This is a genomic window from Phocaeicola sartorii JCM 17136 = DSM 21941 (assembly GCF_054653615.1).
In genome coordinates this window covers 740,853-754,509 of record NZ_BAAIFW010000005.1, presented here as the reverse complement: position 1 = coordinate 754,509, position 13,657 = coordinate 740,853, and the positions used below count along the sequence as shown (strand labels likewise).

General features: G+C 45.0%; 16 protein-coding genes. 13 read left to right on the top strand and 3 right to left on the bottom strand.

All coding sequences use genetic code 11. The features are described from left to right. Positions 1 to 71: 71 nt before the first annotated feature. The 3 genes from ACYQ0C_RS03345 to ACYQ0C_RS03335 are packed head-to-tail and all read right to left on the bottom strand — an operon-like array spanning position 72 to position 3,861. On the bottom strand, positions 72 to 2,177 hold the full coding sequence (locus ACYQ0C_RS03345) for a type IA DNA topoisomerase (protein WP_016278636.1): 2,106 nt from the start codon (positions 2,175 to 2,177) through the stop codon (positions 72 to 74). 16 nt (positions 2,178 to 2,193) lie between these two features. Next, positions 2,194 to 2,403, bottom strand: a complete 210-nt coding sequence (locus tag ACYQ0C_RS03340) for a hypothetical protein (protein WP_016278635.1) — start codon at positions 2,401 to 2,403, stop codon at positions 2,194 to 2,196. A gap of 3 nt (positions 2,404 to 2,406) precedes the next feature. Next, entirely contained in the window at positions 2,407 to 3,861 is a 1,455-nt protein-coding gene (locus tag ACYQ0C_RS03335; RefSeq protein ID WP_016278634.1) for a DUF3945 domain-containing protein, read from the bottom strand. A gap of 87 nt (positions 3,862 to 3,948) precedes the next feature. Here ACYQ0C_RS03335 and ACYQ0C_RS03330 point away from each other — a divergent pair, with 87 nt between their 5' ends. From ACYQ0C_RS03330 to ACYQ0C_RS03270, 13 genes are all read left to right on the top strand, one after another. Further along, complete coding sequence (locus ACYQ0C_RS03330; RefSeq protein ID WP_016278633.1) at positions 3,949 to 4,116, top strand: hypothetical protein; 168 nt, start codon at positions 3,949 to 3,951, stop codon at positions 4,114 to 4,116. Positions 4,117 to 4,174: 58 nt separating this feature from the next. Continuing rightward, complete coding sequence (locus ACYQ0C_RS03325; protein ID WP_016278632.1) at positions 4,175 to 5,293, top strand: tyrosine-type recombinase/integrase; 1,119 nt, start codon at positions 4,175 to 4,177, stop codon at positions 5,291 to 5,293. A 117-nt stretch (positions 5,294 to 5,410) separates the two neighbouring features. After that, positions 5,411 to 6,631, top strand: coding sequence for an IS91 family transposase (locus tag ACYQ0C_RS03320; RefSeq protein WP_025076820.1), 1,221 nt, complete (start codon positions 5,411 to 5,413; stop codon positions 6,629 to 6,631). Between the two features lie 291 nt (positions 6,632 to 6,922). Continuing rightward, entirely contained in the window at positions 6,923 to 7,783 is an 861-nt protein-coding gene (locus ACYQ0C_RS03315) for a leucine-rich repeat domain-containing protein (protein ID WP_016278149.1), read from the top strand. A gap of 39 nt (positions 7,784 to 7,822) precedes the next feature. Further along, on the top strand, positions 7,823 to 8,317 hold the full coding sequence (locus ACYQ0C_RS03310; RefSeq protein WP_016278150.1) for an SMI1/KNR4 family protein: 495 nt from the start codon (positions 7,823 to 7,825) through the stop codon (positions 8,315 to 8,317). Between the two features lie 77 nt (positions 8,318 to 8,394). Then, positions 8,395 to 9,276: a hypothetical protein gene (locus ACYQ0C_RS03305; RefSeq protein ID WP_025076819.1), complete on the top strand. Its 882-nt coding sequence runs from the start codon at positions 8,395 to 8,397 to the stop codon at positions 9,274 to 9,276. Positions 9,277 to 9,371: 95 nt separating this feature from the next. Next, positions 9,372 to 9,719 (top strand): hypothetical protein, encoded by a 348-nt coding sequence (locus ACYQ0C_RS03300; RefSeq protein WP_016278152.1) that lies wholly within the window; start codon positions 9,372 to 9,374, stop codon positions 9,717 to 9,719. 83 nt (positions 9,720 to 9,802) lie between these two features. Next, positions 9,803 to 10,267: a hypothetical protein gene (locus ACYQ0C_RS03295; protein WP_016278153.1), complete on the top strand. Its 465-nt coding sequence runs from the start codon at positions 9,803 to 9,805 to the stop codon at positions 10,265 to 10,267. A 68-nt stretch (positions 10,268 to 10,335) separates the two neighbouring features. Continuing rightward, entirely contained in the window at positions 10,336 to 10,587 is a 252-nt protein-coding gene (locus tag ACYQ0C_RS03290; RefSeq protein WP_016278154.1) for a hypothetical protein, read from the top strand. A 76-nt stretch (positions 10,588 to 10,663) separates the two neighbouring features. Further along, positions 10,664 to 11,281 carry a hypothetical protein gene (locus tag ACYQ0C_RS03285; RefSeq protein WP_016278155.1) on the top strand — a complete coding sequence of 206 codons (618 nt, stop codon included), beginning with the start codon at positions 10,664 to 10,666 and terminating at the stop codon, positions 11,279 to 11,281. 79 nt (positions 11,282 to 11,360) lie between these two features. Further along, positions 11,361 to 12,443 (top strand): leucine-rich repeat domain-containing protein, encoded by a 1,083-nt coding sequence (locus ACYQ0C_RS03280; protein ID WP_016278156.1) that lies wholly within the window; start codon positions 11,361 to 11,363, stop codon positions 12,441 to 12,443. 75 nt (positions 12,444 to 12,518) lie between these two features. Further along, positions 12,519 to 12,992, top strand: a complete 474-nt coding sequence (locus ACYQ0C_RS03275) for a DUF4304 domain-containing protein (protein ID WP_016278157.1) — start codon at positions 12,519 to 12,521, stop codon at positions 12,990 to 12,992. 79 nt (positions 12,993 to 13,071) lie between these two features. After that, on the top strand, positions 13,072 to 13,578 hold the full coding sequence (locus ACYQ0C_RS03270; RefSeq protein WP_016278159.1) for a hypothetical protein: 507 nt from the start codon (positions 13,072 to 13,074) through the stop codon (positions 13,576 to 13,578). Positions 13,579 to 13,657: the final 79 nt, after the last annotated feature.

Genomic DNA, 13,657 nt, shown 5'->3' with positions numbered 1-13,657 from the left:
CCACTGAAAAAATCCTTATCAAACAAGCATATCTCGTTATGACAGGTCTTTTCCAGTGGCAAAGGTAACGATTATTTCCGTTTGTTCCTCTTTCCCTGCTTGGGAGTATTGTGCGGCTCGAAGACGAACGAGGTCTTAAACTGGTCGTCGAGCGCGAGGGCCGCGTCGAATGTCCCGCCGCCGCTTTTGGCGAAGCCCCGGATCGTGCCGGTCTTGCCTTTGGTCAGCAGTTCTGCGAGCTGCTTGTCGGTCAGCTCCTTGCGGGCCACGGTACGCCATACGGCCAGCCCGCAGTCGGGATTCTGGCACTTGGCCAGCTTGGGATAGAACACCACGGGCCTGCCACAACGCGGGCAGGCGACGCCGCCGCGCTCCGCGCCCTCGATCTCGGCTTCCAGCAGCTCTTTGGCGATCTGCGTGGCGAAGACCTCGATACCCCGGTGGAACGTCGGGGCGTCCATCTCCCCGGTGGCGATCTTCGAAAGGGCCAGCTCCCAGCCGCCCGTCATGGCGACGTCGGCGATCTTCTTGTCCTTGACCACGGCGTACACGGCCAGCCCCTTGTCCGTGGGCACGAGCGACTTTTTCTCCCGCCTGATATACTCGCGGGAAAAGAGCGTTTCGATGATGGCTGCACGTGTCGCCGGAGTACCGATACCGGCATCCTTCATCGCCTCGCGCTCGGCCTCGTCGGAGAGCTCGCGTCCGGCGGTTTCCATCGCCGCCAGCAGGCTCGACTCCGTGTGAAGGGGGCGCGGGCGGGTCTGCTTCTGCTCCGTGTCGCATCCCCTGACGGGCAGCTCGTCGCCCTGCACGATGTCGGGAAGGAGGGTCGTGTCCTCCTCCTCTTTCTCCTCGGCAGGATCGTTCATGACGGCCCGCCAGCCCTTATCGACAATGATGCTGCCGCGGGCCGTGAAGCCGTGCCCCGCGCATTGCAGCGTCAGGGAGGTGTTCTCCTTCACGCAGACCCCGGAAAAGGTTTCGAGCATCCGCCCCGCGACCATCTCATAGACGATGCGGTGGTCGGCATCCAGTTCGGAGGGGAGGTTCTCGGTGGGAAGCAGTGCGTGATGGTCGGCGATCTTTTCGTTGTCCACGCTTCGGCGGGAGAGAGATGCGGTATCCATCCTGCCCGCGTATTCCGCGAAACGGGAATAGCGTGTCATGTTCCCGATGAGTGCCGGAATTTCCTCGGCCACATCTTCCGATATATAGCGTGAGCCGGTACGGGGATAAGTGATGAACTTCCGCTCGTAAAGCGACTGGGCGATGTCGAGCGTCTTTTCCGCCGGGAAGCCGTGCCGGCTGTTGGCCTCCTTCTGGAGTGTCGTCAGGTCGTACAAGAGGGGCGGCTGCTCCCTGGCCTCCTTGCGCTCGACGCTCACGACCCGCACCGTTCCGGCGCCGACGACTTCGGCGCGGACTGCCTCCGCCTTGTCCCTGCCGTCGAACTTCTCCGAGGAGAGGACGGCGAACGCCGTGGCTCCCTTTGCCGTGGAGAGCTTCAGCCGGAAGTAGGTGGCGGGCTTGAACGCCTTGTTCTCCAGGTAACGCGAGCAGATGATTGCCAGCGTGGGGGTCTGCACCCGTCCGAGCGACCACACGCCCCGCCCGGCGGCCACGGCGAGTGCCTGCGAGGCGTTGATGCCGACGATCCAGTCGGCCTCGCTGCGGGCTTTGGCCGAGAGGTAGAGGTTGTCGTACTCCTGCCCGGGGCGGAGCTGCTGCAACCCCTCGCGGATGGCCCGGTCGGTCAGGCTGCTGATCCACAACCGCACGAAAGGCGTGCTGCACTCCAGGTAAGAGTAGATGTAGCGGAAGATCAGCTCCCCTTCGCGGCCCGCGTCGGTCGCCACGATGATGCGTTCGGCCATACCGAACAGCTCCCGGAGGATACCGAGTTGTTTCACGACGCCCGGGTCGTCCTTGTACTCCTTGCCCTCGCGGACTTGCCGGGGGAGGAGGATGAACGATGGGGGCAGGATGGGCAGGTTCTCCCGGCGGAAACCCGCGATGCCGTACTGTTGGGGCATCGCCAATCCGACCAGGTGGCCGAAGGCCCAGGTGACGGCGTAGCCGTTTCCCTCGATAAAACCGTCTTTGCGGTTCGTAGCTCCCACGATGGCGGCGATCTCACGCGCCACCGAGGGCTTCTCTGCGATAATTACTTGCATGATAATTCGGATTTTTTCAGTGGTTGTTTTCTTGTTCTCGTTTCTCTTTTTCCAGGCGGGCGATCAGGCGGCGGTCGTAATAGACATGGTTGCCGTTCCCGTCGTAATACCGCCGTTCGTCGTCCGCTTCTTCCGGCGGGAGGCGCCTGCCTGCCCGCAGGTACAAGGCGGCCAGTGCCGCGTTCAGGAGCAGCAAGGCCCCGGTCAGCACGTAAAACCATTTCATACGCTACGCCTTGATGCCTTTGGAGGTACTCTTTTTGCTGCTGCGGTAGTTCTTCTTCTGCGCCGGGGTCGGCTGCTGCTGTCCCTGCTTCAGGGGCTCTTTCACGTCTTTGACCGCCTCGACGGTCTTGCCCTCGGAATTGACGGCGACCTGCGTGCGGCTCTCGTCGGCGGGCTTGACCTCCGCGCCCTGCCGTTTGGCCCGGTCGGGATTCCAGCGGAAGAAATCCATCTTGTTGCGCTCGAAGTTGGGCTTGACCCAGGCGTTGAACGGCTCGCCCTGCCCGTCCTTGACCATGCCCTTGATGTAGAAAGCCTTGACCTCCGTCCGTTTGGCGGGGTCGTTCACCGCCTCCGTCCACTGCTCATAAGCCTCTTTGGGCACGGGGGCTTTGAGGATTGTCCGGTGAATCGTGAGCGTGGACTGCCGCTCGGCGGCCGTCGTTTCCTGCTGCCCGTTTCTCTCGGCGGCCTTCTGGCGGTAGATCTCCTTGTTCTCTTGGGCGTAGCGGTTGCGATCCAGTCCGTCGTAGGTAAAGGAGTAGTTGCGTTCGGCCGCGTCGATCTGGATGTAGGCGTCCCGCTTGTAGCCCGCGCGGGTGGTGTAGCCTTCGAGCAGCACCTTGCCGCCGCCGTAGAAATCCATCTGCTTACCCTCCGAGAGGTCGGCATCCTTGATGCGGGTGCGTTTTTCGAGCAGCGAAACGGGCATGGGTTCCAGCGTGTTCGTCCACTTGTCTATCGACACGTAGCAGGGCGTGAGCTTGCCCGGCTCCAGCTCCAGGTCGATCACCTTGCCGGCATGGCGGGTGTTCATCAGGTTCGTCTTTGCCTCCTCGTCGAGCAGCACCCCGTGGAAGGGGGCGTCGAGGTCGGGCTGCTCCTGCCAGTAGTGTGGCACGACACGCAGCGAGCCGTCCGCCTGCTCTTCGAGCGACACGCGCCCTTTGGTGGAGACACGAAGCCCGTTCTCCAGCTCGGGGTTCATCTCCACCAGCCCGTTGGACTTGTGTCCGTAGGACATGGCCTTCAGGTGCGGCTCGATGTCCTCCATGCGGATACCTTTCTTCTCCATATCCCCCAGGTCGATCCGCGTGACGTCCAGCGGCTCGAACTTCCGCTCCTGCGTCTGGAGCCGCTCGGAGGGGTCGATACGGTAGTTTTCCAGGATCTCCGGGTCGAAGTCGATGCGGATAAGTTTGTTCAGGGCGTTCTCCGTCATGATGAAGATGCCCGTGTGGGCCGGGTTCTGGGCCTGCTCCATGAATTTCTTGAAGAAGGCTTCGAGGGCCGAATCCTGCGTGTTCACGTTCAGCAGGCTCGCCACGTTCTGTTCCGTGGGGTCGGCGGTGCGGATCGTACCGTCCTGATCCGCGCCGGTAACGGCTTGCAGTCGTCCGTCGTCGGCATTTTGAACGAGCATGACCTGTTTGGCTTCGTTCTTTACGTTTTCGTCCATAATTACGAGTGTTTTTAGTTAGCACCAATAGCGATGCGGGAACGAAAGTAAGGGGAACCGGCTGAACGTAAAAGAGTTGGAAAGGCTATGGAAGCATTGGGCACAGAAGTGGCCGCTTGTGGCGCAGGGCGGAGGAAATCGGAGAAACGGAGTGCCGGGAAGGACGGATTTGGCAGAGGGTATTTTCGTGGCTCCTCACCTTATTTGTCAGGTAGTCGGGATCTATTGTTAAATGTCAATAAAGCGCATGGATAACCCGTGTTTTTTTATAAATTTGCGAAAACAGGTTTCAATATCCGACAAAATGTGAGGCATGGAAATATACACCCCAAAAAACAAAATCAAACTTTCTCCGGTGATAAGAAACGGGAGAAAGTTTGTAGAAGTGACTTTCGGCAATGACAATGACATCCGCTTGTCATTATCAAAGGAAGAAAATGTAGAGCTTGTCGGTGGTAAGGCTTATCTGCCGGCAGAGAATTTCGTGCTTGCCGAGTTCTTCGACCGCTATGTGGAAATGGCGTTTATCGACTATTCGGCCGTAAAAGAAACCGCTCCACGAAAAGAGGAAGACAAGCGGCCATCGCTGCCGAAAGGTTATCTGGAAAAACTCCAGCAGGTACGTTACAGCGATCACACCGTAAGAGTATATACCTCGTATTTCCGCGATTTCCAACAATATTTCGAGGGGTGTAAGATTGAGACGGTTACCCCGGACGAGATAAACGCCTACCTGCTGTATCTCATCCACGAGAAAAACATATCCTCCTGCCAACAAAACCAGCGTATCAACGCCATCAAGTTCTATTACGAGAAAGTTCTCGGCCAGGAACGGCGATGTTACAAGGTGAACCGTGCCAAACGGGAGAAGACGCTGCCCGACGTGTTGAGCAAGGAAGAAATAAAGAAGATACTCGACGTGACGGTGACAGACCTGCGCTTCTTCTGCATGTTCTCCATACTCTATTCCGCAGGACTCCGCATCAGCGAGCTGCTGGAACTGAAACCCGGCGACATCAACGAATCCCGCTCCCTGATACGGGTGCGGCAGGGTAAATGGAAAAAAGACCGCTACACCCTGCTGTCAAAACCGTTGATGAAAAAACTGACGGAATATAACAGGCTATATAAACCGAAAGTGTGGCTCTTTGAACACAGACCGGGAGAACCTTTCACCGAGAGTATCGTGTCGAAACGGTTGAAGGCTGCGGCTCGGGAAGCGGGAATCACGAAACGGATTTATCCACACCTGCTACGCCATTCGTTCGCCACTCACCTGCTGGAGCAAGGAACCGACATCAAGATTGTGAAAGAGCTTATGGGACATAACAATATCAAGACAACGGAAAGGTATGTTCACATAGCCGACACTTTCAAAAGCAATATCAAAAGCCCGTTGGACGACCTGTTGATGGAGGAAGACGAGGTCTGATACTCGAAGAAAATAACAGCCAAATCGGCTGATAGTATAATGTTCAAGACAATAAACAACTAATAATCAGATAGTTAAACACTAAAATCGAGCTAAAAAAGAGATTAAGCGCAAGTGATGGCAGAGACGTTAAATGACATATACACAGACGGTTGCGAGGTAAAAAAGTACCGCTTGTCCGATTTTTTCAATCGGTGGTGGGACGAGTACGCCCGGTATCCGGCAGAGTATATCACCCCCGAACAATACAAGGCGGCAAACGCTATCCGTGTATGCCGTACCGCCGCTTTGGGGATAGATACCTATGCCTGCCCCGAATGTGGCGAAGTCTGGGAAATCTACCATAGCTGCAAACACCGTTTCTGTCCGTCATGCGGCTGGCGTGACACGCTCAAATGGGCGGCACGCATGAAAGAAAAGATGTTGCGAGTTCCACACCGCCACGTGGTCATGACCTTGCCGCATATCCTGTTGGATTTGGTGAAGCGCAACAAGAAAGAGATGCTGAACATCCTGATGCGTACTTCGGCAGACACCCTGAAAGACTGGATGATGCACAAGTTCGGCTTGAAAACCGGGGTGATTGCCGTGCTGCATACCTACGGGGAAACAAAACAGTTTCATGTACACACGCACACGATTATGTCGTGGGGCGGCATCGACAGCGGCGGCAAGATAGTCATTCCTGAACATGACTACGTGCATATCCCCTCTATCCGCAGGGTGTTCCGCTACAAGTTTGAAAATGCGCTGATAGAACTGTTCGACACGGGCAGGCTGGAGCATGATTTCCACGACCGCATGGAGTTTATGGGCTTCATCAAAAAGGTGGCGAACAAAAAGGACTGGATTGTGCATTTGGAGCCACCTATACAGATGCCGGAGCAGGTGATACAGTATGTAGGCAGGTATTCCAAACGGGCGTGTCTGAGCGAGTACAAGATTACGGCAATGGACGGCGAGAACATTTCATTCCGCTACCGTGATTATAAAAATTCGCCCGACAGGAGAAACCCTGTGGAAAAGGAACTGACGCTGCATTATCGTGAGTTCTTCCCCCGGTTGCTGCAACACGTCCCCCTGCGCTATTTCCGCATCGTGAGGTACTACGGCTTCTATTCCAACAAAGGCAACCTGCCGGAAGAATACTTCGGACGGGATGAAAACGAGATTGAGGAAGCCGGGCTGCATCAGGAAGAAAGCGGGTATGAAAACCCGTATTTCTGCGAATGTTGCGGACGAATGAGAGTTTACAGCCACACCACGGTAACGGGTGGCGGCATGACATACACGGTTGTACTGGAGCATTGCGACATACACCGGAAAAAAGCGGCATGACAGCAACATGGGATAGCTATGCCCTGCCGTGAACAGAAACAGAAAAATCCCATAAAACGAAAGAAAGGAGAACCGAAAAATGAGTGAAATACGGATAAGAGCAGTAAGAAAACGAACGGAGTGCAGACATGAACTTCACACCTCTTCTTGTCAGGAACTGCGGTTAAAAATTGAAGTTCTATATAATATGTAATTAAAGAAAGAAAAAAGAAAAATTGTCTCGAACATAAGGATGAACCGCCCTAAATGGTCGGTTATCCTCTAAACATTATCCGCAGTAATATAAAAAGTATGGAAAAATATAGTTATAACAGTGCAATAGATTTTTTTGAGATAGACCCAACAGCACTATCTGATGGTTTGGCGTATGCGGAGAAGAATGGATATACGGCATTACGGATTCGTTGTCTAAATCATAATGTTGGTGAACGGTATATTTTGGATTTTTCTGATTTTGCAGACAGACTATTTGTTAGAAAACTAATAATCGGAAATTGTTTTTTAATTAAGAAAATTCTTAATGTTGATGCTTTATACACTTTGCGCAATCTTGAATATTTAAGTATCGACCAACCAATAAAGTTGGATCTGTTGCAATTCAGCAACCTGAAAACACTTTATTTCACTGGTGATAATAAATTAAAGAATATAGAGGCATTGATAAATCTAAGAGATTTATTGATGACTTCTACAACACATCAGGATTTGACACATCTTGAAAATTTGCGAAACTTGGAAACACTACGAATATGTGGAGGGAGAATTACAAGTTTGAAAGGTATTGAAGCATTTAGAAATTTAGAACGACTGGATCTGCTGTATTGTCGTAAACTTATAGATGTGGATTCTATAAGCAAACTCGCAAACCTTAAAAAATTGCACATAGAAAAATGTGTGCAATTAGCTAATTTTTCTTTTTTACAAGGAAATCAAACCATTCGAAACTTGTTTGTAGAAAAGATAACTAATCTTGGATTTATTTCGTCTATGTCAAATCTTGAAAAATTCTCTTTTTGGAATTGTATAGACGGAAATTTAGAACCGCTAATTCATATTCCATGTCGAATTTATTTTTATCCAAATAAGAGACATTACAGTCATACTTTGGAACAAATAAATAAGATGCGGATAACAAATGGCTTAACATCTTAAAGTAAGTTAGCCACCAAACATTATAAACCAGTAAAAAATATGATTGAAGCACTGAAAAATATAGGATTCGTCGTTACAGAACGATTGGAAAGAAAAGAATTAAGCTCTGATTTACAGAATCGGTATTCCGAACTTCCTGTGGAGTATCAGGAGTTTTTGCAACGGTTTCAGACAATCACGAATGAAAGTGATAATGTTTGGTTTAATTCCATAGAGGACTTTAACGGAGAAAGCGATAGCGGATTCCGTTGGAACGAATTTGAGCTAATGGGGCTTGATGCATTGAAAGATGACGAGGAATCCTGCGATATGATTCGCCAATTCTGGGATAATCATATCCCAATTCTTATGTCTGTAAAAGACGGATACCGATATTTGAGCATAGATTTGTCGCCAGAAAACTATGGTAAAATCTATTACGGAGTTGAACCGGAATTTGAGGAATCGGCAGAAATGGTTTGTGATAGCTTCAATCATTTGTTGGAAATGTTGTCTTCTAATGAGAAAGAGGATATACTGACAAATTTCAAATAGGTTTATAACAAGCGGCTTAACCTCCCCGAAAGGTCGGTTAGCCGCTGAACATTACTAACGCAGAAAAATAAAGAAAGATGAAATATTATACTGTAAAAAATAAAATAATGCCTTGGGGTAGTTATGGTGAAATGCTATGGCAAGGCATTTACGGCTATGATAAAGATACAAATTCTCACATGGTTTTTAGAACGGGAGCGTTTTGTCCCTCTATCTACCGCTCTCAATATAATAGAGAAAGCCCTGTGTTAATTGTCAAAGAGAATGTTTTACAGTATATTACAGAAGCAAATCTTACGGGCTTTGTTCTTCAACCAGCGAGCAAGGAAAAGATTGTGAAATTGGATTGGGAGAACTGGGATTTACAAGCACCTGAGCCTCTGGTATATCCGTCTGGAAGTATGGATGCGGAAGAATATATTACACGGCGCAAGCATAACGAGGCGGTAGCGGAACAAATAGGAAATTTATTTGCGTTGATACCTCAAAAGGACGGACTACTTTATTGCGAGCAAGAACGTAGTTCTGCCAAGTTAGTAGAACAAAGCCTTTCAGGATTAGATATTTTCATTGATAGGATTTTTTACGACTTCTGCTCTGAAATTTATGTTAGTGAAAAGGCTAAAGACGTTTTATCTAAACATTATTCTGATCTGCTTATTTTCCAAGAAGTCCCAATGTTTGTTGCAGATGAAAATCTCTTGCTTCAATTAGAACAGATGACTAAACGTAAAGAATATAAGAAGCAACGAGAAGCGGAAATGACAAAAAACGATTGGCAAAGGTGGTTTCGTTTGAAAGATGATGCGAGAAAGTTAATAGAAGGATTTTCCCTGCTGAAAACAGAATCCGCTAAATCCAAACGAAAATTGAATATCAATGATAAACTAAATTCTGCCAATGAAATATATCCTTTGGAATATGAAAGTTGGATGCAAGAGTATTGGAGTAAAAAATAAAGCGTTAGTAACAAACAGCAAACCGACTGAATAAGCGGAACGCTGCCAAACATTATCAGAACATAAAAAAATCATGAACTAATCAAATAAAAAATATGAGTTGGTCTATCATTTTAATAAAAACGCCCTTGAACGATGAATCCAATTTGTCGGATGTAGATGAAACATTGCCTATAACAGATAGAAATGCGTTTGTGGATTGGATGCAGAACACCTTTCTTATTTCTGATGATAATTTGTCGGATAGCACAATGATACTGCAATTAGACAATGAGTGTGGCGTAGAGATTTCTTGGGACGATAATGAAAGTATTGAAAATATACACCTATGTTTTCATGGAGGTGAAAATGAAGAAACAGTCTTTCACTTCGTGAAACAATTATGCTCGCATTGGAATTGCAGGGCTATTGACGTAGAAGCAAGTGAATTTATGCTTTTATAAAAGCATTTATTTAGTTCTGATAACAAACAGCAAACCGACTGAATAAGCGGAACGCTGCCAAACATTAGATGCACGAAACAAAAATGAATATAATAAAATTCCAAAATGGCAGTTGGTGTTTTGATGAGTATTTTGATTACTTGAATAAGCACCTTGAAGAAATACCGGTTGAAATTCGTGGATTTCTAACCGATTATTCTCGCTATTCGCTATCTGATAGCACAACACTACATGATAGTATTCTTTTAGATGTTAGGAGTAATCTAACAAAGAAAGGTCAATGTGCCATCATTAAATTGGAAGGCCCTTATTCAGATAGAATTTTTAGTTTCCGATTTCATGGAGTTTCAAAAATTGATTTTGGCAAACAAAATTCTCTTATAAAGAATATTGATTTGATTGCCTTTCAATTTGAGATTTTGAAAAACGATTTATTTCGTATGGAGTTTATCTTTGATAGCAACTCCCTAAAAATTGAATTTAATAAACTTATAATATCAGAAACAAAAAAAGTAAGTGCATCTAACAAGCGGATAAATCTCCCATAAGGTCGATTATCCGCCGAACATTATCGTTTAATATGGTAAGTAGAAAAGAAACAGTAAAAAGTTGTTGTGTGAATATACTTGATGATGTAAAAAGAATATTAGCGCAACCTTTTGAATGTAGGAAGACTTCTCTTCCTGATGGTGCATTACATAATGTACAAAAAGACTTGGAAAATATGATCAATGCGATTGATAAAGATATTTACTCGTTTACACCAAGCTATGGAAAATATCTAATAGATTGTTGGCTTGGAGATGAGTTGGTAAATAAACTTCTTGATGTTTCTTATCAGTATGAAAAACTTACTAAATTGAAATAAACGATAACATACGACTAAATCGCCTTGAAATGGCGATTATCCGTCAAACATTAGCAACCTATAAAACGAAAAGGATATGACAACAAAAAAATATGCAAATTATATTGAGAAACAAACGCGAGCAATATACAACGTAATGCTCGAACCTATTTTTGATGAATTTATTATTCATTTGAATGGGAAGAAAATAGGTGTCTTGTATCAGAATCAATGTTATCTTTTACTTACTAATAAAGCCAAAGAGCTGTTACCAGACGCCCCAATATGCCGCCCATATAAAAATCTGCCGGGAGAAAAGGATTTCATATTGGTAGAAAATACAGATGACGAAGGCTTGCTTTCCAAGTTATTCAAAGAAACTTATAATGAATTACATTCTTGGCAGGATTTAATGTGCGATTTTTCATATATTTTTACGGTAAATAGGCTATATATGGAGCACATTGAACGATTATATGATGAGTTCGTTGTTTTATTATCTTCTTGTTGGGATAATGGTTTTTTGAAAAATCGTCCAATAGATACAAAAGGTAGAATTATAAAACTTGAATTTCGTCGGAACGATTTAACACCAGATGGAGAAAAATTTTTCATGCCTTTTGTAACTAAATTCTTTTCATACACTGATAGGACAGCAAAGACACCTTCTGAAAAATTGATTACTAAATGGTTGAATGAGGTGAAAAATAAATAAGAATAGGTTGCTAACAAGCGGATTAATCTCCCTTAAAGGTCGATTATCCGCCGAACATTACCCACATAATAATATAAGAATGTTTAGAACACAAATTGAAATATTTACTCCTCACAGTTTTGGAAGGATTCCAAGACGTCCCGAAGATGGTTACATGGCAGAAGATGTGACAGAATCCGTAATTCAGCAAATAATCGAGGAGAAACTTATAAAGAGAGTTCAAATAAGCGATTATATTCCTAATACGGTTCTCGAAAAGTTGAATCGCATATTTATATCACGTCCTGATATTTCTTTTCGTGTATATGGAGGGGCTGATAAAACCTTTGGATATGGGAATGATTTCAATGGTTGGAATCTGGATTTCCTGCGATTTGTTCCGGATGTACAGAATATCGTAATAGACGGTTTTGAGTATAAGAATACTGATTTATCCATTCTTTCAAGTTTATCTAACATTAAATCCTTGAAATTGGAAATTTATGATTTAAGGGATTTTACTTTTGTCAAGACATTGCCAAGTCTATTGGAACACTTGTATATAGATGCTGATTTGAAGAGTGGCAAGCCTGTGTTTGACTGTCAATGGCTTTTACACCTCAAAAATCTGCAATCCCTTTTTCTCGGGAAATTAGATAAGAATCTTGAAGTTATTGTAGGTTTAAGCCAGTTGGAAAAGTTAGAACTAAGAGCTATCAAGAATAAGGACTTGTCATTCTTAAAACAGATGTCTATTAAAGACTTGTCGATTTTGTGGTGTGATAGTTCAAAAATAGACTTGACTGTTTTGAGTGATTTTAGAAGTTTGCGCCAACTGAAACTTTTTAGAATATCCAAATTGGATGATATTTCATTTGTCAGTACTCTTATCGGACTTAAAAAGCTCGAATTGATTTGGTTGGCTAATATCACTAAGATGCCAAACTTAGCCAATCTAAATGAATTGGCTGAAGTTTATATTGACACCTTAAATAGATTGGTTGATATTTCAAGTCTCGTAAATGCTAAAAAGTTGAGAAAGGTAGTTATGTTAGGCGTTAAAAGTATGACAAAAGAATCTGTATATGCAGTATTGGATAATCCGAATGTAGAAGAATTACGCTGTTTTGGCGGAAAATCAGAAATAAGTGATATACAAATAAATCGAAAAAACAAAGAATAAATATGTGGGTAACAAGCACCTATTCCGCCTAACGGCGGTAAGCTACAACCCATTAGCAGTTTAGAATTAAATATTATGGATAAAGAGCAATTCAAATCAATAGTTCATCCATTAATGAAAGCGAATAGCTTTCGTAGAAAAGGAAATTCGTGGTATAAGACTACTGCCGAATGTATAGTCGTATTCAATCTCCAACACTCTTTGTATGGAAAGATGTTTTATATAAACTTAGCGGCTTTATTACGTAAAGGAGATGATTTATTGTTTCCTAAAGAATATCAATGTGATATTAGAATGCGCTTCCCAATAATGGAAATTGAAGGGTATTCCACACAAATGATATTAGATTTAGAATCGACTATTGATGAACAGTTGCGTTCACGGTTAATTGAAAATATCATAAATATTTCAATGCCCATTTTACAAAAATTAGAATCAATAGACGGGATAATTGAACTATATGGAGAAAAACCGGAACTTAATAATATTTATCCTTTTAGTTCAATTCTGTATAGGAAAGAAATGAATAACAAGTTAAAGGATATTTAGAAAATAAACTGCTAACAAACAGCAAACCGACTGAATAAGCGGAACGCTGCCAAACATTATCCGCAATAAGCATAAAATTATGAGATACTTAAAAATTATGGGAATATTTACTTCTATCTTGAGTTTATTGAGTTGCGGGCATGGAAATAAACGAGTAACGCAAAACGACGGTATAAACTCTAATATTCCGGTTGCTGCCCAGATTACGATAGACAAACTGCCGGATGTGTTGAGAAACGTGCAGGCAGGAAAAACAGATTATGATTTTATAGGCATTTGTTCTAATGGTGTGGACTGCATCTATTTTGTGCTGGAGAACGGAAAGTTTTACATAGATTTTGAAGCTATGTGTAAAGAGCAGCTTCCCTACATAGATACCTTGAAGCAGTTTGCAAAGGAACATAATTATCCTATTGTCGAAACGACCTATAACAATACTCCAGTCGATTACGAACATCTGAAATATGCACCTGTTATCAGCCTGAAAGTTCATGCTGACATAGATAGTATCGTAAAGGTCGGCAGACAGATTGAGCAGACCATTTTCAAAAATAGTGACCGGACCATTTACGAAATAGTGCCTTGATTTTGCTAATAAAGACACGAAGATTTAGAAAACAAACAGCACTACCGCTTTAAGTGGAACGCTGCCGGACATTATCCAC

Coding starts and splice junctions, on each gene's coding strand:
- ACYQ0C_RS03345 (WP_016278636.1), bottom strand. CDS start 2,177: ATGCAAGTAATTATCGCAGAGAAGCCCTCGGTGGCGCGTGAGATCGCC.
- ACYQ0C_RS03340 (WP_016278635.1), bottom strand. CDS start 2,403: ATGAAATGGTTTTACGTGCTGACCGGGGCCTTGCTGCTCCTGAACGCG.
- ACYQ0C_RS03335 (WP_016278634.1), bottom strand. CDS start 3,861: ATGGACGAAAACGTAAAGAACGAAGCCAAACAGGTCATGCTCGTTCAA.
- ACYQ0C_RS03330 (WP_016278633.1), top strand. CDS start 3,949: ATGGAAGCATTGGGCACAGAAGTGGCCGCTTGTGGCGCAGGGCGGAGG.
- ACYQ0C_RS03325 (WP_016278632.1), top strand. CDS start 4,175: ATGGAAATATACACCCCAAAAAACAAAATCAAACTTTCTCCGGTGATA.
- ACYQ0C_RS03320 (WP_025076820.1), top strand. CDS start 5,411: ATGGCAGAGACGTTAAATGACATATACACAGACGGTTGCGAGGTAAAA.
- ACYQ0C_RS03315 (WP_016278149.1), top strand. CDS start 6,923: ATGGAAAAATATAGTTATAACAGTGCAATAGATTTTTTTGAGATAGAC.
- ACYQ0C_RS03310 (WP_016278150.1), top strand. CDS start 7,823: ATGATTGAAGCACTGAAAAATATAGGATTCGTCGTTACAGAACGATTG.
- ACYQ0C_RS03305 (WP_025076819.1), top strand. CDS start 8,395: ATGAAATATTATACTGTAAAAAATAAAATAATGCCTTGGGGTAGTTAT.
- ACYQ0C_RS03300 (WP_016278152.1), top strand. CDS start 9,372: ATGAGTTGGTCTATCATTTTAATAAAAACGCCCTTGAACGATGAATCC.
- ACYQ0C_RS03295 (WP_016278153.1), top strand. CDS start 9,803: ATGAATATAATAAAATTCCAAAATGGCAGTTGGTGTTTTGATGAGTAT.
- ACYQ0C_RS03285 (WP_016278155.1), top strand. CDS start 10,664: ATGACAACAAAAAAATATGCAAATTATATTGAGAAACAAACGCGAGCA.
- ACYQ0C_RS03280 (WP_016278156.1), top strand. CDS start 11,361: ATGTTTAGAACACAAATTGAAATATTTACTCCTCACAGTTTTGGAAGG.
- ACYQ0C_RS03275 (WP_016278157.1), top strand. CDS start 12,519: ATGGATAAAGAGCAATTCAAATCAATAGTTCATCCATTAATGAAAGCG.
- ACYQ0C_RS03270 (WP_016278159.1), top strand. CDS start 13,072: ATGAGATACTTAAAAATTATGGGAATATTTACTTCTATCTTGAGTTTA.